Source organism: Moritella yayanosii (genome assembly GCF_900465055.1).
Classification (GTDB): Bacteria; Pseudomonadota; Gammaproteobacteria; order Enterobacterales; family Moritellaceae; genus Moritella; species Moritella yayanosii.
Genome location: NZ_LS483250.1, coordinates 2,961,789 through 2,984,151, shown reverse-complemented (window position 1 = coordinate 2,984,151; position 22,363 = coordinate 2,961,789). Strand labels below are relative to the sequence as shown.

Sequence of the window (22,363 nt, the reverse complement as noted above, 5' to 3'; positions counted from 1 at the left end):
ATAGAATGATAAGATTGTCGTGAGACTTTTGTGATTATTCCGGATTAAGCTTACGGTTATATTAATTAGTGCAAGGATAGTTGCCGTATGGCTACCGATGATAGCGACTCAAGCTCGCATAACAAAAAAATTATTATTTTCGTCATTATTGCAGTGTTTTCATTGTGGTATGGCTTTGATCTAAACCAATACGCTTCTCTGGAGCAAATTAAAACATTGCAGCAAACCTCAGGCGATTATATTGCGGATAATCGCGCTTTGGCTATGCTGATCTTCTTTGTGAGTTATGTGGCTATCACCGGATTTTCATTACCGGGTGCGGTATTACTGACTTTACTGGGTGGTGGGTTATTTGGTTTGGGTTATGGTCTGCTACTTATCTCTTTTGCTAGTTCGATGGGCGCTACGCTGGCTTTTTTAGTTAGCCGCTATTTATTACGTGATTATGTACAGAATAAATTTTCTACACGCCTTGCTGCGATTAATAAAGGCATGGAAAAGGAAGGTAACTTTTATTTATTCTCGTTGCGATTGATTCCAGTTTTCCCCTTCTTTGTGATCAATATTTTGATGGGATTGACTAAGATTAGTACCCGTAGTTTTTACCTTGTAAGTCAGGTCGGTATGTTAGCTGGTACGGCGGTTTATGTTTGGGCCGGTACACAGTTAAGTGAAATAAACAGTTTATCGGGTATTGCTTCACCATCATTGCTCAGTGCATTGGTATTATTGGGTGTTTTTCCTTGGATAGCGAAACGTGGGTTAGCACTATTTAGTCAACGTAAACGTTATGCGCGTTGGACTAAACCAAAATCATTTGATCGAAACATGATCATCATAGGTGCTGGTGCTGGCGGTTTGGTTAGTGCTTACATTGCGGCAGCCGTTAAATCAAAAGTGACGTTAGTTGAAAAAAATAAAATGGGTGGTGACTGTTTAAATACCGGTTGTGTACCTTCTAAAGCACTGATCCGTAGTGCACATGCGGTGGCTGAAATTAGCCGTGCGAATGAGTTTGGGATTGATGCCGAGATTAACAATATCAACTTTGCAAGGGTGATGGGACGTATTAAAAATGTCATTAAGACGATAGAACCGCATGACTCTATCGCGCGTTATTCTGCGATGGGGGTTGAATGTCTCACCGCAGAAGCCAAAATTATTGACCCTTGGCATGTACAGATTGGTGATCAGGTATTAACCACAAAAAATATAATCGTGGCAACGGGCGCCCGTCCTATTGTGCCGCCAATTCCGGGATTAACAGAGGTTCCCTATTTAACATCAGAAACCTTGTGGCAGTTAACAGAACAACCGTCTCGTTTATTAGTATTAGGCGGTGGACCGATTGGTTGTGAAATAGCACAAAGTTTTGCCCGTTTAGGCTCGACTGTTACCCAAGTTGAAATGGCCACGCAAATATTGGGTCGTGAAGATGAAGATGCAGTTGCTGTCGTGCAAGCTGAGTTGCAAGCGGATGGTGTCTCTATATTGTTAGGTAATAAAGTTGCGCGCTTTGTGAATGAAGATGGTCAATATAGTGCGGTATTATCGAATGGCGATTCAGTTGCGTTTGATCAGGTATTTTTAGCGCTAGGGCGTCAGGCGAATACGCGGGGTTTTGGTTTGGAGGAACTCGATGTTGCTATCACAGATCGCGGTCTTATTGAGATTAATGAGTACCAACAAACATCTATTCCGAATATATATGCCGTTGGTGATGTTTCTGGACCTTATCAACTAACTCATGTCGCGGCGCATCAAGCTTGGTTTGCTGCTGTAAATGCATTATTTGGCTCGGTGAAAAAGTTTGCAACAGATTATCGTGTTATACCTGCGGTGACTTATACCTATCCTGAGTTGGCGCGTGTTGGTATTAGCGAAAATGAAGCACAGCAAGCAAAACTCGATTATCAAGTGACGAAGTATAATATTGATGATTTAGACAGGGCTATCATTGACGGTGAAACCAAAGGTTTTGTTAAAGTTATAACGGCTGCAAATAGTGATAAGATCCTCGGGGTTACGATTGTTGCTGGCCACGCGGGTGAGTTATTGGCGGAATATACCTTAGCAATGAAATATAAGTTAGGATTAAATAAAGTGTTAGGCACTATCCATCCGTATCCCACCATGAGTGAAGCAAATAAATATGTGGCAGGTAACTGGAAGCGTAACAACAGTCCTGAGAAATTATTAACGTGGGTCGAGAAATTCCATCGTTATATGCGTAAATTTTAATATTTTCATTTACTGTGCGATTGTTTGTTCGGTATGTTTTCCGGTTATACTCAGGTAGATAGATTTATGTTGATACAAAAAAGCCGCTACCACAGTGTTGCGGCTGAGATTCAATTACAGATCGAGCAGCGCATATGAATCACCGGCTTTTTATGGGGAATTGCAAACAATCGAACGGTTACAGCTTAAAGCCATTGAAATTATCACAGATCCACAGTTCGGCATGTCAGTGGATGCGCTGAAACATGCAGTGAATAGTCATGATATTAAAGCTTGCTGGTTAATGAGTAAATACCAAAATCCCTTAGGCGCATCGATGCCGGAAGTAAATAAATTGGCTATTTTAGATGTACTGGCGGCGAAGCACATTCCTTTACTTGAAGATGATGTTTACAGTGAGCTATATTTCTCAGAATATAAACCTAAACCGATTAAAGCCTATGATCAACAAGGTCTGGTATTGCATTGCTCTTCATTTTCAAAATGTTTAGCGCCTGGTTTTAGGGTCGGTTGGGTGGTTGCTGGTCGTTATGCTAAACAGATAGAAAAACTGCAATTTATGACCACGCTGTCTGCTGCTGTGCCTAATCAACTCGCCATTGCGGAATTTGTTTTGCATGGTAACTATGATACTCATCTGCGTCGGTTAAGGCGTCAACTCGAATCTCGTCAGCAGCAGATGCGCCATGCAATTGAACAATATTTCCCATTAGAAACCACGATCACCCGACCGAGTGGCGGTTATTTTTTATGGGTGGTGTTATCTGACCATATTAATACCGGTGAGTTACTCCAAACCTTACTGGATGATCACAATATCAGCATCGCACCTGGCACCTTGTTTGCCAGTGACCAACAATATAAAAACTGCATGCGAATTAATAGTTCTTATCTACTGACAGACAAAATCCGCCAAGCGCTTATTACCTTAGCTCGCTGTTTTGCTTAATATTCAATATAATTAACAACTGTTCCAGTCTTTATTTATAACTAAAGCATCTGTTATAGGGTAGTTTAGTATTGATCTGTACTATGCTTATATGCTTGATTTGTGTTCCAATAGCCTCGCTAATTCATTAAATAATTATATCCATTAAGAGATGACTGGATTAGTGCTATGTCAACTTGCTTTCAAACCTGTCTGCAAGTTTTTAGGTTTTTGTAAGTGTTTGATTAAATTAACAAGAATGAGATAAGTCAGATGATTGTAAAGACTTATTAAGCTTCTTTGGTATAATCGAAGATATAAAATAAGGAGCATGTAATGTCTGAAGAACGCATTAATATAAAAGATATAACCCCTAAAGTTAAGCCAAAATATACCAATGTAGGCCCTGATAATCATATTTATGTCAGAAAAATGAGTGGTGTATTTCAACGGCTGAGAAAATACATGGGTTGGTTTTTTATGGTGTTGTTTTTTGCATTACCCTTGTTTCAGTGGAATGGGCATCAGGCGATCTTATTAAATATCTTAGAACAACGTATTCATATCTTTGCCCTAACTATTTTCCCTCAAGATCTGATGTTATTAGCGTTATTGTTGATTGTTGGTGCCTTTGCATTATTCTTTGTCACCGCTTATTTAGGCCGGGTGTGGTGTGGCTTTATGTGTCCACAAACAATTTGGACGTTTATTTTTATTTGGTTTGAAGAAAAAATAGAAGGTTCAGCCAATAAACGTTTGAAGTTAAACCAAGGACCAGTAACGGTTGATAAAGTTAAAAAGAAAGTGCTTAAACACACCGCATGGTTAAGCTTTTCAGTGATTACCGGCCTTGCATTCATGGCTTATTTTGTGCCTATTTTCGACCTTTATATCGAATTTTTCACGTTGCAGGCAAGTAGCACTGTGTATTTCTGGGTGCTATTTTTTGCATTTTGTACCTATGGTAATGCAGGCTGGATGCGCAGTATTATGTGTATCCACATGTGCCCATATTCACGTTTCCAATCGGCAATGTTTGATACTGATACCTTAATTGTCGGTTACGATTTCAACCGCGGAGAAGCAAGAGGCCCACGTTCACGTAAAGTCGACCACAAAGCGCAAGGTCTGGGCGATTGTATAGACTGTAATCTTTGTGTGCAAGTATGTCCTGCTGGTATCGATATTCGTGACGGTCTACAATATGAGTGCATTAACTGTGGCGCTTGTATTGATGCGTGTGATCAAACGATGGAACGGATGAACTACCCGAAAGGCTTGATCCGCTATACGTCTGAAAATGACCTAAATAATAAGCCTCATCAGAAAAGTAGATTCAAGTTAGTTGGTTACGGTATTGTTATGACGTTAATGACCGTGATGTTTGCGATGAGAGTGATGAGTATTTCACCAGTACAAATGGATATTATCCGCGACCGAAACGCACTCTATAGTGAGAATTCGGATGGTAATATTGAAAATACCTATACACTGAAAATTATCAATAAGACTTCATTTACCCAAAAATACAGTTTATCTGTTACTGACGTGCCTGATCATGAGTGGTTTGGTCCACGTGAAATTGAAGTATTGCCGGGTGAATTGTTAGTTCAGCCCGTGAGTTTAGCCATCGACCCGTTTGATCTGAACCAACCGGTGATTAAAATAAACTTTGTGATCACCGAGCTTGGCAATGAGCATTATGTTTTTACCCAGCAAAGCCGTTTTATCAGCCAGTTATAGTGCTAACCAGCAATTATAAATAGCTTTATAATCAATGTAAGTTAAAGTAAATAGCAAGCTCAGTGATACTGGGCTTGCTATTATTGTATCCAATCTAAGATCTGTTGTACGTCTATGACGGTTATTTAGATATATAAATTAGTACTTTAGGAAATAATAATGAAAAACCTGCCTGTTGATTACAGTTTACTTTCCCCAGACTTTATGTTGGATGCGATAGAATCTATTGGTATCCGTGTGGATTCAGGATTGTTGGAATTAAACAGCTATGAAAATCGTGTGTTTCAATTTCATGATGAAGATCATCAACGTTTTGTGGTGAAGTTTTATCGTCCTGTGCGTTGGAGTGATGAACAGATCCAAGAAGAACATGATTTTTCTCTGCAGTTAAAGTCTGCTGATATTGATGTGGTTGCGCCGTTACAATTTGATGGTCGTAGTTTATTCATTTATCAAGGCTATCGCTTGGCCATTTTTCCGAGTGCAGGTGGTCGTCCTATTGAAGTGGATAACCTCGATGCATTGGAGTCTGTTGGACGTAACTTAGGTCGCGTGCATCAACTTGCAAGCCAGCAATCATTTTTGTATCGACCTACATTATCGATCGCCGAGTTTGTACAAGCACCCAAGCAGATATTGCAACAGAATAGTTTTATACCTAAGCGTTTAGAAACAGCATTTTTTGATGTTTATGATGCGTTGGAAAAAGAAATTACGCTGCAATATAAGCCGGATGATACGCAGTTAATTCGCTTACATGGGGATTTACACGCCGGTAATATTTTGTGGCGTGATAAGGTCACACTATTGGATTTTGACGATTGCCGTCAAGGACCTGCAGTGCAAGACTTATGGATGATGCTACATGGTGAACGGCACGAACAATTGTTGCAATTGGAAGTGATGCTTGAAGGTTATGAGGAGTTTTGTTCCTTTGATGCCAAGCAGTTGCAATTGATTGAGCCATTACGCGGCATGCGCATGATGAATTACATGGGCTGGATTGCTAAACGCTGGGATGATCCTGCTTTTAAACGTCATTTTGCTTGGTTTACCGATGAGGAGTATTGGCAACAACAGGTGAAATTTTTACATGAGCAGATTGATAATATACAAAAACCGCCGTTATCTCTCATTCCTAATTACTAAATTTTTGTACAGTTAATTATGTTTAATTCAATTTTCAGGAAGGAAAATGATGAAAAAATTATTTATATTGATCACTGTAATGCTATTTTTACCCTTTGCTAATGCGGCACAGTTTAAAGAAGGTGTGCATTATGATGTTATCTCTGAGCAGGCAACATCCAAACCACAAGTTGCTGAGTACTTTTCGTATTTTTGCCCACACTGTAATAAATTCGAACCGATCATGACAGACGTCACTAAACGTCTCGCTGATAGCGATATTAAAGTAGAAAAAAATCACGTTGCTTTTATTGGTCGTGAAATGGGTATCGAAATGCAAAAAGCATTTGCGACTGCAGAGCTATTGAATGTTGAGCACCAAATGTCATCGGCAATTTTCACTGCGATCCATGATCAAAAGCGTCGTTTTTCTAGTCGTGACGATATTCGTACCGTGTTTACGGATGCCGGTATCGACGGTAAGAAATTTGATGCGGCAGTAAATAGTTTTGCTGTTAACGGTAAAGTAGCGCGTATGGATAAAAACACCGCTAACAAGAATATCCGTGGCGTACCAGCATTAATCGTGAATGGTAAATATCAGATTAACATGGGTTCTATTAAGGCGCGTGGTGAACAATTTAATATTAAACTTACGGCGTTAATTAAATATTTAGCCGCAAAAACTGACTAATTTTTGGTTAGATTTTAACGATAAAAAAAGGACGCTATCGCGTAATGCCGTTCACTTAAGGTGAACGGCATTTCTTTTTTTCACGGGATACCTATCCTTTGAGCATTTCAACAACCTTGGATATTTCCTCTCTCGCCGATTTGGTAAAATAAATTGCTTGGCAGCCTGAGTAATATTCATTGTGTACTTAGGTATATTCCCTGGAGTACAAAATGATAATTGAGTTAGCTCATGAATGATGTGCATCGAAGCACCATGAAAACTTAATTGATTTGGGTGGATGTCATCGAGTGATGTTGCCATTAGCACCATCTGATAGCGTATTAAATTATACGCAAGTAATATGCCCCATAACTCTTGCCTAATGAGTTCTGGCTGATTACTTCGTAAAGTAAATCGGTTGTCTAATAACGATTGTTTCATTTCTCTGAATCCAAGTTCAATTTCCCAACGATGTGCATATAAATCGATTATATCAGCTGGCGGAAAACGCATTGGGTCTGTCATCGATGTCAGGATCTGGACATCTTTCCCTTTGATTTTTCTTGTTAATAGACGAGCTTCCATTGTCTTTGGTAGTTCAGGGAACTTTTTGCGTGATTGAGGTGTAGTTGTTAGTTTGATGAGTTTATCTTGTCGTCCAAAACTTCTAATCACTTCATATTGAGTGTTCTTTTTAAGCGGAATTAACCAGTGACGCATCTCACCCGTTGTTTGCCAACGATGCAACAAACCTAATGAATAAAAGCCTCTGTCGAATAATGTCAGGCTGTGATCAGGGGTATTATCAATTAATCCTAAGGCAAGATTCATCTCGTTAACTTCAACGCTATCAAAAACACTGTTTGTTAATAAATGGCTCGTTAGTTCCATCTGACATACCATGCGAACTTGAGGGTAACTTGCTTTACCATGTTGAGAGCCCGTTCTAGCGAACCCTTTACTGTTTTCATCAGTATCTGGCGTTCGCCATACAACACCGTCGACACCTAATAAATTTAATCCACACCAGTTTCCGTGGTTAGCAGATTGATTCCATTGTTTTTGGGTTTGCTGAAAGACAGATTCAATGACTTTACTTCCTAGTTTTTTTCGTGCTTGCGTGACGGCACTAGAAGCTACATACGGCATACCACTAGGTAAAATAATATCTAATTGGTTAAGTAGCTGGCGCATAGGGAATTTTCGAAATAGCGCCATGCCAATAACTGCCCATACCATATTTTCCATTGGTAGTTTACGCTTTCGAATAGTAGCAACACCGTTTTCTTTTAGTCCAGCATCAATTATTTCGGGAGAGAGAATGTCGGTTAAATTCTGAAACTCAGTGACATTATTTGAGTTAACTAAAGAAAGAGCTGTGGAAAGTTGCATAAAAAATCCGGTGAGTTCTGATCACCGGATTTTGATCTCATTTACTAAAAAAGCAAGATATTTAAGCTTAACTGATCGGCATTACGCTATCGCGTCCTTTTTTTATCTTAACTCATTGAATAATTACTGTTCCCAAACAATCTTATCTTGGTGCTGCTCTTCGTATAAAGGTTTAAAACGACTCTCTAGTTCATGCCGCTTAAATTTCAACGTTGGTGTTAGTAAACCATTATCCACAGTCCATTCATCTTTTAAGACGATGATATGACCAATGCGTGCATGAGATTCTAATGACTTATTGATGTGCTGACGTGTTTCTTCAAGGTTGATGGTCATGACTTCTTGACCTTGTTCACGTGCTTCTGGTGATAACACCACTAATGCAATCGGTTGTGTTAATGCGCTACCAGTAATGCAAATTTGTTCAATATTCGGGTTCTCACCAAATTTACATTCAATAGGCACGGGTGTGACGTATTTACCTTTTGAGGTTTTGAAAATGTCTTTTACACGACCGGTGATTTTGACATAACCATGGCTATCAATTTCACCTTTATCACCAGTTTTGAAGTAACCATCTTCATCGAATGACTCTTTGGTCTGTGCTTCATCTTTGTAATAACCAGTCATCAGGCCATCACCTTTGACTAAAATTTCACCAATGGCCGAAATCTTAAGATCAACACCAGCACCAGGTTTACCAATAGTGCCGATTTTTTGCGGATTAAATGGGTGATTTAATGTCCCGTAAGCAAGATTTTCTGTCATCCCCCATGCTTCGGTAATATTTAACCCAAGGCGCTCATACCATTTTAATAATGCTGGTGATACTGCAGCAGAACCACAACCAAGCATACGTGCATGCTGTAGACCTAGACCACGTTTAATCTTCGCTTTTACTAGACCACTCACGAATGGGATCTTGAGCAGGAAGTTAAGTTTGTGTGCCGGCATTTTTTGTAATATGCCCATTTGGAAGCGAGTCCAGAGACGTGGTACCGAAATAAACAGCGTAGGCTCTACAGACTGGATATTACTGACGAAGGTATCGAGTGACTCAACAAAAGAAACCACGCCTTCGCCAGCAAAAATACTGCTACCTTCAATATAAACACGCTCGGTAATGTGCGCTAGTGGTAAATAAGACAATAATCGGTCGCCAGGAATAATACCTAAGCTTTTGATAATGTTTTGCGAGGCTGATTTGAATGCCGCAAATGTGATCATCACGCCTTTTGGATCACCTGTACTGCCTGAGGTATAAATGATTGACATCAAGTCTTCAAGATTGATCTGTGCTGGTGTGGCTAATGGCGGGTGTTGCTCAAGCAGATCATTCCATTTATATTGACACGTAAGCGTTTCGTAAGGGTAGCTGATGGTAATAATGTCTGCCGGTATCTTCCCTTCTAGACTTTGATAGTTATCTAATTTACCAACAAACAGTACTTTTGCTTCACTGTGCTCTAGCACATAATTAATCGTTTTCGCGTTTGCTGTTGAATAAATTGGTACGCTAATATAACCCGCGTACATAATGGCGAAATCGTTAATAAACCATTCGGCACTATTTTTTGCGAGAATCGCGATTTTATCACCCGGAGTCAATCCCAGTGATTGTAGTGCTTGAGCAATGCGCTTTGTTTGGTCTGCTACTTGCGACCAAGTAAATTCGTGAAATGTGCCATTAATAGGTTGGCGTAAATATACTTCATTGGCACGATGCTTTTCCCAGTGCAATAAGGCATCGAGAGGTGTGTTTAAGTTTGGTTCTAATGTGCTCATATGTGGTCCCGAAAAAGAGTAATGCAACAATGCATTAACAGTTATAGCACGTTACACCTTGTTTCGTTTAAGATTAAAGTAAAAGTGAGATGTTAATGTCAGTTTAGAATTAAGACTCTATTTATGGCAGTTTTTACGCCTATGCATACCCCTAAAGCGTTATTTTGTGGCGTTTTCACGAATGAGAATGAACTGGCCCATAATGTTTTTATTAACCCATTGTGGGCGTAATAGTTATTTATGTTGGTAAAATGTTGCGGTTAACTTGTCTTTGCTCTCAATATCCGCTTCAACTTTATTCATTAGCTTAAGCTTCTCTAACGCTTGATCTTTGTTTAGCCATAATTCATTGATCCATTGCTGGAAATTAGTCTGGAAGGCCTTGTCATTGAGATAGTCACCAATATAATTGCTATTAATGTCTTGTGTGCTGATTTGAACTTGGATCTGCTGCACTTGGCCGCTAATAAACTGCCACAAAGTTGGAATACCTTGCGGATAGTAAATGGTCACGTTAACTAAAGTAGTCAGCTGACCATTCATTGCATCGAGGGCAAATGCGATACCACCTGCTTTAGGTTTTAATAAATGCGTAAATGTGGATGCTTGTTGGCTGTGTTTATGCTGAGTAAAACGCGTACCTTCAACAAACGTCATGACACTCACTGGCTTGTGCTTGAACTTAGCACAAGCTTTTTTTGTTGTTTCAATATCTTTACCACGCATGTGTGGGTTCTTGGCTAAAAACTTTTTGCTATAGCGTTTCATGAATGGAAAATCGAGCGCCCACCAAGCCAAGCCTAAAAATGGCACAAAGATAAGCTCTTTTTTTAAGAAGAATTTTAGAAACGGGATCTTACCGTTTAATACCCGTTGTAACACTAAAATATCAACCCAAGATTGGTGGTTTGAGATCACCATGTACCATTTATTTAGCGACAAGCCATCAATACCCGTTACTTGGATGTTTGGTCCACCTATTACTTTTTGGATTATGCTGTTTACAGAGACCCAGTTTGACGCACTGCCATCGAGTAAATGATTCAGTCTTTTTTGTGCAGTGTTAAAGGGCAGCATACTTTTTAACAGCGAAAACATAACAATCGGGATCAACCAAAATATGGTATTAAAAAGATAACTGAGAAAGGCAATGGTGCCTGTCAGCTTTTGTGTGAATGTCGATAACATAATATGGCCTTGGTGTGATGCAAAACTGAAATAATAAAACTATCATTACGTTATGCCAAACAAAAACTGAAATTATTAAACATTAATTTGTTGTAATAACCGATCCATTGCACGATATGATAGTGCTTCAAGTAAATGGGATTTATTGATATCTATACAATTGTTTAAATCTGCGATGGTACGCGCCACCTTGATTATTTTATGAAACGCTCGGGTTGATAGGCCCATCTTTTCAATGGCAAGCTCTAGGAACACCGCATCTTGCTGCTGGAGTGGACAATATTGCGCAATTTCTTTACTGGAAAGCGCATCATTTAATTTATCACAACGTTGACGCTGTGTTAGTTGCGCCGCACTCACTCTTTGCTTAATCTGTTCGCTGTTTTCACCACGCTGACCGGGCTCGGTTAAGCTGCCTTTGGGGAGTGCGGGGACTTCAATTGTGAGATCAAAGCGATCCAAGAAAGGCCCAGACAATTTACTTAAATATTTTGCTACTTGGCTGTTGTTACCGCCCCATTTATTATTGTCGTAATAGCCAGATGGTGATGGATTTAGTGCGGCAATGAGTTGAAATCGAGCCGGAAAGTCGACCTGTTGATTGGCGCGACAAATACTAATATGTCCTGCTTCTAAGGGCTCGCGTAAAGAATCGAGTGCTTTACGTTGGTATTCCGGTAGTTCATCCAAAAATAATACCCCATTATGCGCGAGAGTGATTTCACCGGGACGCGGATTACGGCCTCCACCGACTAATGCAACGGCTGATGATGTGTGATGGGGAGTGCGAAAAGGCCGCCGCCGCCAATCTTGGGCCACAAACTCGCCACCGCTAATGGATTTAATCGCCGCGCATTCTAAGGCTTCTTGTTCAGTCATGTCGGGCTGAATACTGGTTAAGCGACTGGCTAACATGGTTTTACCGGTTCCAGGAGGACCAAACAGCAATAAATTATGATTACCGGCTGCACAGATCTCTAACGCACGTTTAGCACTTTGCTGGCCGATAATATCTTGCATGTCATGCTGGTTACTCTCTGGTGTTGTCAGTGAACGTATCCGCTTGGCGATGGGTAATGTGTGCTCGGCATTAATATGCTGACATACTTGTTGTAAATCTGCCGCAGTAAAACAATTGGCGTTGTCGATAAGTGCCGCTTCGTGGCCGTTGTCAATCGGAATTATACTGCTGCGCCCGGCCTTTTTACCGGCTATGAGACTGGGAATGGTACCTCGGCATGCTTGCAGCTTACCGGATAAAGATAATTCACCAATAAATTCTAATTGCTGATGGCGGTTAGTACTGATCTGCTGTGAGGCGATTAAAATTGCGATCGCAATCGGTAAATCATAACGACTGCCTTCTTTGGGTAAGTCAGCTGGCCCCAAGTTGACGGTGATGCGTTTGGCTGGCATTACAAAATTAGAATTCATTAACGCGCTGCGGACCCGATCCTTGGCTTCTTTTACTGATGTTTCTGGTAATCCAACAATGGTAAAACCAGGTAGTCCTTCGCTAATGTGCACTTCGATGGTAATTAACGGTGCATTAATACCTAAAATGGCGCGGCTGTAGATCACGGCTAAATTCATTCATTACCCTTGCTAAGTTGCTACTCAAGCTTAAACCGTAGTGTAATTAATGACAGAGGCTACTGAATTAGGTGGATTATTTTAAAACCTTAAGCAAGGCCTATTTACCACAGCCTATTTTGTGATGTTTGTCATGTGTGACTTTTTAAACTGGAATTTGTTTTTTTTTAAATATTTTGAATTGCCACTGTGCATTTATTTGGTGGTTTGAGTTATTTTAAACGTGGTTAAAGGCTTGCTTAAATAAATTTGCCATGCTAATAATGAATCATAAAAATTTTATAGAGTTGTTGGATTAGTTATATGTTTGGGTTTACTTCGCGTCTTATTATTGTGGTTAGCATTCTGGTGGTAATTATTAAATTACCAAGCCGGGAACTTACTGCTAAGCGAAAATAAGCTTAATCCAGCAATAAGAAAACCCCGGTTGATAACCGGGGTTTTTTTTTGTTTGGCGTTTAACGGTTTACAAGAATGATGTTTAAAGGGATGTAGATTAATGAAAGCAACAGAGTTTATTGTAAATGCTTTACGTAAACAGGGTGTAACCCAAGTATTTGGTTATCCTGGCGGCGCGATCATGCCATTGTATGATGCGTTATATGATGGTGGTGTGGCGCATTTATTAGCGCGACATGAGCAAGGTGCTATCATGGCGGCGTTGGGTTATGCACGTGCTGGCGCTCGAGTCGGTGTCTGTATTGCGACGTCAGGTCCGGGTGCAACGAACTTAGTGACAGGTTTAGCTGAAGCAATGGCAGATTCGATCCCTGTGGTTGCGTTCACAGGGCAAGTACCGAGCGCCTTGATAGGTGTGGATACGTTCCAAGAAGTGGATATTCTTGGCATGACGTTATCGTGTACCAAACACAGCTTTTTGGTTGAAGACCAAAATGATTTAGACCGTATTATTGCCGAAGCATTTACCATTGCGACCACTGGCCGTCCTGGCCCAGTATTAATTGATATTCCTAAAGATATTCAGCTGGCCGAAATGGCGTGTGAGACGGTATCAGAATTACTAGAATTACCGCCGTTAGATGGCTTGGTGGATGACGAAGTCGCTGCTGCTCGGGCATTATTACACGCGGCTAAAAAACCGATATTGTACGTTGGTGGTGGCGTTGGTATGGCGAATGCGGTACCTGAATTGCGTGAATTAGCGGCGGCTTTAGATATTCCCATGGTCTGCACATTAAAAGGCATAGGCAGTGCTGATCCTGAACACCCTTATTATTTGGGTATGTTAGGGATGCATGGTCTGAAAGCGGCTAACTTAGCGGTACAAGAAAGTGATCTGTTGATTGCGGTCGGTGCCCGTTTTGATGATCGGGTAACCGGTAAACTGGATGAGTTTGCCCCATATGCCAAAGTTATCCATCTCGACATTGATGCCTGTGAACACCATAAATTACGCGTTGCTAACGTTGCGATCACAACCGATTTAAAACTTATTCTACCCGCGTTGAAAATGACCTTGGATATCGCGCCTTGGCGTTTACATACCTTAGAGATGAAAGTCGACACCGCTTTTCGTTATGATCATCCCGGCATCGCTATCTATGCCCCGCTGTTATTGAAACAATTGTCTGCCAGCTTACCTGAAGATCATCTGGTGGCGTGTGATGTTGGTCAGCACCAGATGTGGACTGCACAACACATGACATTTACCCAACCGGAAAACTTATTATCCAGTGCCGGTTTTGGTACTATGGGTTTTGGGTTGCCGGCGGCAGTTGGTGCGGCGCTTGCGCGTCCTAATGCGATGCCTGTTGTAGTCACGGGTGATGGTTCTATTATGATGAACATCCAAGAGTTAGTGACGATTAACCGGGCTAAATTACCAATTAAGATTGTATTAATCGATAATCAACGTCTCGGTATGGTGCGCCAATGGCAAACCCTGTTTTTTGATGGTCGGTTATCGCAGACTATTCTCGATGATAACCCTGACTTTGTGGCGCTAGCCGCGGCATGTGGTATACCCGGTGAAACGGTGGTGATTAAAGAGCAAGTGCAACCAGCAATGGACCGTATGCTGGCCAGTGATGGTGCGTATTTCTTGCATGTACAAATATCAGAACAAGAAAATGTCTGGCCATTAGTGCCACCTGGGGTTAATAACGGCGAGATGTTGGAGCAATACGATGAGTTTTAAACAAGTACATGAAGTGGTGATTGAAGCCACCAATACGCTGGAGATTTTAGAGCGGGTATTACGTGTTATTCGTCATCGCGGCTTTCGTATTAGTCACATGAATTCGGTACAAATGAATGATTGTAATGGCATAAAGATTACGGTTACAGTATCTGGAGAACGCGGGATTGATTTCCTCTATAAACAGTTAGATAAGTTATTTGATGTGCGTAAATTAAGCGTTCAGCACATAGCTACTATATAACAGCACTGCAATATAACACTTTATTGAAAACGCTGGTGTGCATGGATTGCAGGATGCAAGAACTGGCGTTATTTAAAATAATACAAAATTACAGCATAAGGGAAGACGCGATTATGGCGAATACTGAACAGCAAGTTTGGTTTAATGGAAAGATGGTACCGGAATCTCAGGCTAAAGTGAGTATATTTACGCATGCATTGCATTATGGCTCATCGGTATTTGAAGGTATTCGAGCATATGATACGCCGAAAGGTCCCGCTATTTTCCGTTTAAAAGAACACGTTCAACGTCTATTTGATTCCGCTAAAATTTATGGCTGGAGCATCCCTTATTCAAAACAAGAAATAGAACAGGCCTGTAAAGATGCGGTACTAGCCAATGGCCTTACCAATGCTTATTTACGTCCGCTGGCTTATATTGGTAATGTTGGACTGGGTTTAACACCTAAATCAACCGTATGCGACGCGCTTGTTGCTGCTATGAACTGGGGTTCTTATCTAGGCGATGAAAGCTTGGAAAAAGGCGTAGATGTTTGCGTGAGCTCTTGGAATCGTTTAGCGCCGAATACAATTCCTACTGGTGCCAAAGCCGGTGGTAACTATTTATCGTCACAGCTGATCTCGTCAGAAGCGAAACGCCATGGCTACGATGAAGGTATTGCCTTGGATGTGAATGGCACCATTTCTGAAGGTGCTGGTGAGAACTTATTCTTCGTTAAAAATGGCGTGATCTATACGCCGCCGACAACGGCATGCATCTTACCGGGTTTAACCCGTGATACCTTAATGGTTCTAGCGCGTGACTTTGGTTATGAGGTGCGTGAAGAGTCGATTGCCCGAGAAGCCATGTATTTAGCGGATGAAATGTTCATGTGCGGTACGGCGGCGGAAGTTGTCCCGGTACGTTCAGTTGATCGTATTGACATTGGCACGGGTAAACGTGGTCCAATTACAGAACAACTACAGACTGCTTACTTTGCGTTGATTAAAGGTCAGAGTGAAGACAAATGGGGTTGGCTGGATTACGTGGCTGACCCAAGTTAATCGTCTGGATAGATTATTACTTTTTATTATTAAGGTGAGGCGCAGAGCTGCCTCTTTTATTGACTGTATATTTTGTTTCATGGAGAGAACCGATGCCTAAACTGCGTTCTGCAACATCTACCGAAGGCCGTAATATGGCAGGTGCTCGCGCCCTGTGGCGTGCAACCGGTACCCGAGAAGAAGATTTCGGCAAACCAATTATTGCTATTGCTAATTCATTTACCCAGTTTGTGCCAGGCCACGTCCATTTAAAAGACATGGGCCAATTGGTCGCAGGCGAAATTTTGAAAGCGGGCGGTATCGCAAAAGAATTTAATACCATTGCCATTGATGATGGTATCGCCATGGGTCACGACGGCATGTTATATAGCTTGCCGTCTCGCGATCTGATTGCTGATTCTGTTGAATATATGGTTAATGCCCATTGTGCGGATGCGCTGGTATGTATTTCTAACTGCGACAAGATCACCCCAGGTATGTTAATGGCGGCATTGCGTCTGAATATTCCGGTTATCTTTATTTCCGGTGGCCCGATGGAAGCCGGTAAAACTAAATTATCAGATCAGATTATTAAGTTAGACTTAGTGGATGCCATGGTGATGGGCGCAGATAAAAATGTGTCAGACGAAGATGTTGAAAAAGTAGAACGCAGCGCGTGTCCTACGTGTGGTTCATGTTCGGGTATGTTTACTGCCAACTCAATGAACTGTTTAACAGAAGCATTAGGGTTATCGCAACCGGGTAATGGTTCATTAGTTGCTACGCATGTTGATCGTGAAGAATTGTTCTTAAATGCTGGTCGTCGTATTGTCGATCTGTGTAAGCGTTATTATCAGCAAGATGATGAATCGGTATTACCGCGTAATATTGCGAATCGTGACGCCTTTGAAAATGCCATGACGCTAGATATCGCCATGGGTGGTTCAACCAATACAGTATTGCATTTAATCGCTGCGGCCATTGAAGGCGAGGTTGATTATACCTTGGACGATATGGATGCGTTATCACGTAAAGTGCCGCAATTATGTAAAGTGGCACCGTCAACGCCGCTCTATCATATGGAAGATGTGCATCGCGCCGGTGGGGTGATGGGGATCTTGGGTGAGTTGAACCGTGCCGGTTTATTGCATACTGACAATATGACCGTAATGGGCATGACCATGGCTGAGCAGTTAGCGAAATTTGATATTATTACTACTCAATCTGACGCAGTGAAGAAAATGTATTCGGCAGGCCCAGCTGGTATCCGTACCACAAAAGCCTTTAGCCAAGATTGCCGTTGGGATTCACTCGATGATGATCGTGTTAACGGTTGTATCCGTTCAATCGAGAATGCCTACAGTCAAGAAGGTGGTCTGGCGATATTAACCGGTAATATTGCCGTCGATGGCGCGGTCGTTAAAACGGCGGGTGTCGCCGATGATAATTTATTGTTTCGTGGTACCGCACGGGTATTCGAAAGCCAAGATTCTGCAGTAAGTGCTATTTTAGCCAGCGAAATTAAAGCCGGCGACGTGGTGGTTATTCGTTATGAAGGGCCAAAAGGCGGTCCGGGTATGCAAGAAATGTTGTACCCAACCAGTTATTTGAAATCGATGGGACTGGGTAAAGCGTGTGCACTTATTACTGATGGTCGTTTTTCCGGTGGTACCTCGGGTCTGTCTATTGGTCATGTTTCACCAGAAGCCGCCAGTGGCGGCTTGATCGGTTTAGTGGAAGATGGCGATATTATTGATATTAATATTCCTGAGCGTTCAATGAATTTGGTTGTTGCTGATGATGTACTGGCTGCGCGCCGCTCTGACATGGAAAGTCGCGGGGAATTAGCCTGGAAACCGGTTGAAAAACGCGAACGGAAAGTAACACAAGCATTACGTATTTACGGTTATTTTGCGACGAGTGCAGATAAAGGTGCGGTACGCGATAGAAACCTGATCTAACTTACTTCGTTAGTATGATCTAACAATTCACCATGATCTATATCAAGGGCTCAGTGATAATCGACTATGATTACTACTGAGCCCTTTTTTTTGAGGGCGATCTTGCTCACAGAAAAAATTATGTTCTGTTCAACATCGATTTAACAAATGTTATATAAACTTTTGTTAAAATTAGCTCGATATTCAGTGATTAATTTTGTGATTCTATGTATATACTCCACCTATATATCGAGAAGCTTTTATAAGCCAGTTAAATAAACCATAAATCGGAGTGAACAGCATATGATTATCGGCGTACCTAAAGAAATTAAAAATCATGAGTATCGTGTTGGTATGACTCCTGCGAGTGCAAGAGAGCTTATTACACATGGCCATACAGTTTATGTTGAAACATGTGCTGGTGCTGGTATTGGTTTTAGCGACAGTGATTATGAAACTGTTGGCGCAAAAATCTTAACAACTGCGGCTGAAATTTTCGCAACTGCAGACATGATTGTAAAAGTAAAAGAACCACAACCTGTTGAACGTGCAATGTTACGTGATGGCCAAGTGTTATTCACTTATTTACACCTTGCACCTGATTTAGCGCAAACAGAAGATCTAATCAAGAGTAATGCAATTTGTATTGCTTATGAAACCGTAACTGATGCAAACGGTGGTTTACCACTACTTGCGCCTATGTCTGCTGTTGCTGGTCGTATGGCAATTCAAGCTGGCGCACAAGCATTAGAAAAATCACAAGGAGGTTGTGGTCTTCTTATGGGTGGCGTACCGGGTGTTGCTCCTGCCAACGTTGTTGTTATCGGCGGCGGTGTTGTAGGTATGAATGCAGCGAAAATGGCTGTTGGTATGGGCGCTAGCGTAACTATGTTAGACCGTAACCTTACTGTACTAGCTAACCTAGACAACCAATTCGATGGTCGTTTGAAAGTGGTTTATTCAACACACGATGCCATTGAAAAATATGTATTAGAAGCTGATCTTGTGATTGGAGCGGTATTAGTTCCAGGTGCAGCTGCGCCGAAACTAGTAACGAAAGACCTAATTTCACGCATGAAGCCTGGTGCTGCTGTTGTTGACGTTGCGATTGACCAAGGTGGTTGTTTCGAAACTTCACACGCGACAACACACCAAGACCCAACTTACATCATTGATGACGTTGTTCACTACTGTGTTGCTAACATGCCTGGTGCTGTTGCGAAAACATCTACGTTCGCATTAAACAATGCCACACTACCGTACATCATCAAGCTTGCTAACCTAGGTTGGAAAGAAGCATTAACACAAGATGAGCATCTACTAAACGGCCTAAACGTTATTGCTGGTCAAATAACTGTTCAAGATGTTGCTGAAGCACATAATTTACCGTTCGTTACATCAAAGAGCATGATCCTATAATCTAGCTCTTTGCAATTAACGTGTTAAATTAGCACCATTATTTATTAATGGTGCTTTTTTATATGCAAAAGAAAATAACAATTTTATTCCTGTTTATTGGACTGAGTATTTTTGGTCTTGATACCTTCCTGCAATCTGATGATGCTATTGAAGTTGAAAAATCAGATGTGCCAGACTTTGCTGCTATCAGTGATGTCACCGCCAAGAAAACCGCATTCTTTAATTATCTACAACCCGCATTTGATACCGTGACTGCGGAAGTATTAGCAGAGCGTGCACTGCTAACTCAATGGCAGGCTAAAACAACATTAACCCCACAAGAGCAAACGCAACTGCAAGATATGGCCAGTATGTATAAAGTGACTGCTGATAATGACCTTGCCTTGATTAGTGCGTTATTGTTACACGTTGATGTGATCCCAGAAGAGTTGGTATTTAGTCAGTCAGCGAATGAGACGGGTTGGGGTTCATCACGCTTTGCGAAACTTGGACATAACTTTTTTGGTCAATGGTGCTTTAGCAAAGGCTGCGGCCTAGTACCAAATCAACGTGAAGAAGGTGCTGCACACGAAGTGGCCAGCTTTGATTCGATAGCAGGTTCGGTGCGTTCGTATTTCCGTAACATTAATCGTAATCAAAGTTATTTACTGTTACGTAAGATCCGCAGTGAGCAACGTTTATATGGTGCGGATATTAATGCTTGTGCATTAGCCGCGGGATTAATTAATTACTCGGAAAGAAAAGAGGCGTACATTGCTGAGATCCGCGCAATGATCCGTCACAACCGTCAATTCTGGCGTCATAATGCCAACACGGATTATGCGTTGTGTGCAGCACCAAAACCTGTGGTGACTGACATTATTGTCGACGATACGATGGAGTTACCAGAGACCATTAATCTGACTCCCGATTCAACTTTTGTTGAAGCGAAAAGTAGTGATTCAACAAAAGTTGAGCCTAACAAGCCTGCGGATGTTGTTGAAAATGACACTGTAACGGCAGAAGAACCAATAAAAATCCATGTGGTAGAATAATTACCTAGTTTATATTTCGGGTGCTCAGAGCCTTTCTGAGTGCCTTTTTCACTTTTTATCCTCGTTAATACTCTGCTGTTTTTTACTCTCTCAGTCTGTAAGGGTAACTTAGGTTAAATTTACGCTATAAATCACTACCTTTGTTAATAATCGCTCGTTTTTTATATTTACTCCATTGTTGATATACTGCCTACTTTTGAGTATGTAAGGGTTTTTGGCGGTTTTAACCCAATAAAATTGCTGTTTCTTAATTTAAAGGGGGTTTTATTGATGATTATATAGATGTTACGTAGTCGTAAAAGGGTAAAAAATGCTTGAATATGTGACCGACCTCAATTTTCCTAGCACTAGATGATTGAACTGCTTCCCATAGCTAATAGAGTTGTAATACTCTCCACCCATCAAATCTTGCAGTGCAAAGAATTGTAAAAATATAAAAAAAATATATAAGTAAAAAACACACACTACTATGATAATTGAAAGGCTGAGTTTGTTATGGATAAATCACTAAGTTCGAAAATATTTATATCCCTGTTTGTGGGCTTGTTACTGGGTACAATCGTGCAGTACGGCTTTGGTGCAGGATCATTCCTTGATACATACTTGGTCGGTACTGCTACAGCAGTCGGTACTATGTTTGTATCACTAATCAAATTAATGGTTGTGCCACTAGTATTCATCTCTATTGTATGTGGTGTATGTGAACTGAAAGACATTAAGAGTTTTGGTCGTTTAGGCGGTAAAACTTTTTTCCTTTACCTGCTGAATACCGCGATTGCTATTACGGTTGCCCTTGTTGTGGCAATGATCGTACAACCTGGTGTTGGCGCTAACCTGGCTGAACTAGGCGGTACTGCAGTACACCTGGCATCAACCGAAACACCTGATATCGGTCAAATGATTGTCAACATCGTACCGAGCAACCCTGTGCAAGCATTTGCTTCGGGTGACATGTTACAAATCATTTTCATGGCAATCATCACAGGTCTCGCAATTCAAGCGCTAGATACTAAAGGTGGTCCAGTGGTTAATGCATTCCAAATTGCCAATGACGTGATGATGAAACTCGTTAGCCTAATCATGAGTTTTGCACCAATTGGTGTATTTGCCCTGATGATCCAATTAGGTGCAACATTAAACGGCGCTACACTGGCTTCAGTAGCAGGTTATGTCGGTCTGGTTGTTTCATTACTTGTAGTATGGATCCTAATTGTATACCCACTAGCAGTATGGGCTACAACGGGTATCCGCCCAGCTCTATTCCGTCGTCAAATCCGTGAGCAGCTATTATTCTCACTGTCTACGGCAAGTTCAAATGCGACTATCCCGGTAACAATGCGTACCCTTACGGATAAGATTGGTGTATCGAAAACAGTGGCTGGTTTTGGTGTGCCGCTAGGCGCAACAATGAATATGTCAGGTGTATCTATCTACATCTCAATTGCGACAGTATTTGCTGCTAACGCATACGGAACTCCACTGCAAGTGGCTGATATGTTTACTATGGGTCTAACTATCCTGTTATTATCAGTTGGCGCAGGTGGTGTACCTGGTGGCGGTATCGTGATGATTGGTGTGTTACTAACACAACTTGGTCTGCCTATTGAAGCGTTAGCAATTATCGCCGCGGTTGACCGTATCAACGATATGTTCTGTACGGCAGCTAATGTTGTTGGTGATACAGCAGTAAACACGATTGTTGCTAAGAGTGAAGGTGAACTAAACCTTGAAATTGCATATGCAACAGAAGAAACAAATGCAGTAGCTAAAACAGCGTAATTAAATAAAATAATACAAGAAAGGGAGCTTAATGCTCTCTTTTTTATTTTCGGCTAAAAGTTATCCTGAGTTAAACCTTTTTATCTGTTTCGA

16 protein-coding genes are annotated in these 22,363 nt (G+C 41.3%); 12 read left to right on the top strand and 4 right to left on the bottom strand.

The annotated features are described in order from the left end of the window. The first annotated feature begins 87 nt into the window (after nucleotides 1–87). The 5 genes from MORIYA_RS13830 (at nucleotide 88) to MORIYA_RS13810 (ending at nucleotide 6,734) form a co-directional block, all read left to right on the top strand. Entirely contained in the window at nucleotides 88–2,241 is a 2,154-nt protein-coding gene (locus MORIYA_RS13830; RefSeq protein WP_112716064.1) for an FAD-dependent oxidoreductase, read from the top strand. 160 nt (nucleotides 2,242–2,401) lie between these two features. Beyond that, entirely contained in the window at nucleotides 2,402–3,190 is a 789-nt protein-coding gene (locus MORIYA_RS13825) for an aminotransferase-like domain-containing protein (RefSeq protein ID WP_232011627.1), read from the top strand. A 315-nt stretch (nucleotides 3,191–3,505) separates the two neighbouring features. Further along, nucleotides 3,506–4,912, top strand: coding sequence for a cytochrome c oxidase accessory protein CcoG (gene ccoG, locus MORIYA_RS13820; RefSeq protein WP_112716062.1), 1,407 nt, complete (start codon nucleotides 3,506–3,508; stop codon nucleotides 4,910–4,912). 159 nt (nucleotides 4,913–5,071) lie between these two features. Further along, nucleotides 5,072–6,061: a serine/threonine protein kinase gene (locus MORIYA_RS13815; RefSeq protein WP_112716060.1), complete on the top strand. Its 990-nt coding sequence runs from the start codon at nucleotides 5,072–5,074 to the stop codon at nucleotides 6,059–6,061. A 46-nt stretch (nucleotides 6,062–6,107) separates the two neighbouring features. Beyond that, a complete protein-coding gene (locus MORIYA_RS13810) occupies nucleotides 6,108–6,734 on the top strand; it encodes a thiol:disulfide interchange protein DsbA/DsbL (RefSeq protein ID WP_112716058.1) in 627 nt (208 codons plus the stop codon). A gap of 51 nt (nucleotides 6,735–6,785) precedes the next feature. On the opposite strand, the gene MORIYA_RS13805 is transcribed toward MORIYA_RS13810, so the two are convergent. From MORIYA_RS13805 to MORIYA_RS13790, 4 genes are all read right to left on the bottom strand, one after another. Next, nucleotides 6,786–8,108 (bottom strand): IS4 family transposase, encoded by a 1,323-nt coding sequence (locus MORIYA_RS13805; RefSeq protein WP_112714029.1) that lies wholly within the window; start codon nucleotides 8,106–8,108, stop codon nucleotides 6,786–6,788. A gap of 123 nt (nucleotides 8,109–8,231) precedes the next feature. Then, entirely contained in the window at nucleotides 8,232–9,893 is a 1,662-nt protein-coding gene (locus MORIYA_RS13800) for an AMP-binding protein (protein WP_112716056.1), read from the bottom strand. A 234-nt stretch (nucleotides 9,894–10,127) separates the two neighbouring features. Beyond that, nucleotides 10,128–11,081: an acyltransferase gene (locus tag MORIYA_RS13795; RefSeq protein ID WP_112716054.1), complete on the bottom strand. Its 954-nt coding sequence runs from the start codon at nucleotides 11,079–11,081 to the stop codon at nucleotides 10,128–10,130. 75 nt (nucleotides 11,082–11,156) lie between these two features. Next, nucleotides 11,157–12,674 (bottom strand): YifB family Mg chelatase-like AAA ATPase, encoded by a 1,518-nt coding sequence (locus MORIYA_RS13790; RefSeq protein ID WP_112716052.1) that lies wholly within the window; start codon nucleotides 12,672–12,674, stop codon nucleotides 11,157–11,159. A 499-nt stretch (nucleotides 12,675–13,173) separates the two neighbouring features. Here MORIYA_RS13790 and ilvG point away from each other — a divergent pair, with 499 nt between their 5' ends. From ilvG to MORIYA_RS13755, 7 genes are all read left to right on the top strand, one after another. After that, nucleotides 13,174–14,832 (top strand): acetolactate synthase 2 catalytic subunit, encoded by a 1,659-nt coding sequence (ilvG, locus tag MORIYA_RS13785; protein ID WP_112716050.1) that lies wholly within the window; start codon nucleotides 13,174–13,176, stop codon nucleotides 14,830–14,832. Then, nucleotides 14,822–15,076, top strand: a complete 255-nt coding sequence (gene ilvM, locus MORIYA_RS13780; protein WP_112716048.1) for an acetolactate synthase 2 small subunit — start codon at nucleotides 14,822–14,824, stop codon at nucleotides 15,074–15,076. Before ilvG ends, ilvM begins: the two co-directional genes overlap by 11 nt. Before the next feature lie 113 nt (nucleotides 15,077–15,189). Further along, entirely contained in the window at nucleotides 15,190–16,119 is a 930-nt protein-coding gene (locus MORIYA_RS13775; RefSeq protein WP_112718609.1) for a branched-chain amino acid transaminase, read from the top strand. A gap of 92 nt (nucleotides 16,120–16,211) precedes the next feature. Beyond that, the gene (ilvD, locus tag MORIYA_RS13770; RefSeq protein WP_112716046.1) at nucleotides 16,212–18,059 is read left to right on the top strand and encodes a dihydroxy-acid dehydratase; all 1,848 of its coding nucleotides are present in this window, start codon (nucleotides 16,212–16,214) and stop codon (nucleotides 18,057–18,059) included. A 282-nt stretch (nucleotides 18,060–18,341) separates the two neighbouring features. Continuing rightward, nucleotides 18,342–19,457 carry an alanine dehydrogenase gene (gene ald, locus MORIYA_RS13765; RefSeq protein ID WP_112716044.1) on the top strand — a complete coding sequence of 372 codons (1,116 nt, stop codon included), beginning with the start codon at nucleotides 18,342–18,344 and terminating at the stop codon, nucleotides 19,455–19,457. Nucleotides 19,458–19,519: 62 nt separating this feature from the next. Further along, nucleotides 19,520–20,491, top strand: coding sequence for a glucosaminidase domain-containing protein (locus MORIYA_RS13760; protein ID WP_112716042.1), 972 nt, complete (start codon nucleotides 19,520–19,522; stop codon nucleotides 20,489–20,491). A 495-nt stretch (nucleotides 20,492–20,986) separates the two neighbouring features. Continuing rightward, nucleotides 20,987–22,270: a dicarboxylate/amino acid:cation symporter gene (locus tag MORIYA_RS13755; RefSeq protein ID WP_112716040.1), complete on the top strand. Its 1,284-nt coding sequence runs from the start codon at nucleotides 20,987–20,989 to the stop codon at nucleotides 22,268–22,270. Nucleotides 22,271–22,363: the final 93 nt, after the last annotated feature.

Excerpts from the sequence above, each read along its gene's own strand:
- MORIYA_RS13795 (WP_112716054.1), bottom strand. The coding sequence starts at position 11,081 with ATGTTATCGACATTCACACAAAAGCTGACAGGCACCATTGCCTTTCTC.
- ilvD (WP_112716046.1), top strand. The coding sequence starts at position 16,212 with ATGCCTAAACTGCGTTCTGCAACATCTACCGAAGGCCGTAATATGGCA.
- MORIYA_RS13790 (WP_112716052.1), bottom strand. The coding sequence starts at position 12,674 with ATGAATTTAGCCGTGATCTACAGCCGCGCCATTTTAGGTATTAATGCA.
- MORIYA_RS13810 (WP_112716058.1), top strand. The coding sequence starts at position 6,108 with ATGATGAAAAAATTATTTATATTGATCACTGTAATGCTATTTTTACCC.
- MORIYA_RS13805 (WP_112714029.1), bottom strand. The coding sequence starts at position 8,108 with ATGCAACTTTCCACAGCTCTTTCTTTAGTTAACTCAAATAATGTCACT.
- MORIYA_RS13800 (WP_112716056.1), bottom strand. The coding sequence starts at position 9,893 with ATGAGCACATTAGAACCAAACTTAAACACACCTCTCGATGCCTTATTG.
- ilvG (WP_112716050.1), top strand. The coding sequence starts at position 13,174 with ATGAAAGCAACAGAGTTTATTGTAAATGCTTTACGTAAACAGGGTGTA.
- ald (WP_112716044.1), top strand. The coding sequence starts at position 18,342 with ATGATTATCGGCGTACCTAAAGAAATTAAAAATCATGAGTATCGTGTT.
- ilvM (WP_112716048.1), top strand. The coding sequence starts at position 14,822 with ATGAGTTTTAAACAAGTACATGAAGTGGTGATTGAAGCCACCAATACG.
- MORIYA_RS13760 (WP_112716042.1), top strand. The coding sequence starts at position 19,520 with ATGCAAAAGAAAATAACAATTTTATTCCTGTTTATTGGACTGAGTATT.
- MORIYA_RS13755 (WP_112716040.1), top strand. The coding sequence starts at position 20,987 with ATGGATAAATCACTAAGTTCGAAAATATTTATATCCCTGTTTGTGGGC.
- MORIYA_RS13815 (WP_112716060.1), top strand. The coding sequence starts at position 5,072 with ATGAAAAACCTGCCTGTTGATTACAGTTTACTTTCCCCAGACTTTATG.
- MORIYA_RS13830 (WP_112716064.1), top strand. The coding sequence starts at position 88 with ATGGCTACCGATGATAGCGACTCAAGCTCGCATAACAAAAAAATTATT.
- ccoG (WP_112716062.1), top strand. The coding sequence starts at position 3,506 with ATGTCTGAAGAACGCATTAATATAAAAGATATAACCCCTAAAGTTAAG.
- MORIYA_RS13775 (WP_112718609.1), top strand. The coding sequence starts at position 15,190 with ATGGCGAATACTGAACAGCAAGTTTGGTTTAATGGAAAGATGGTACCG.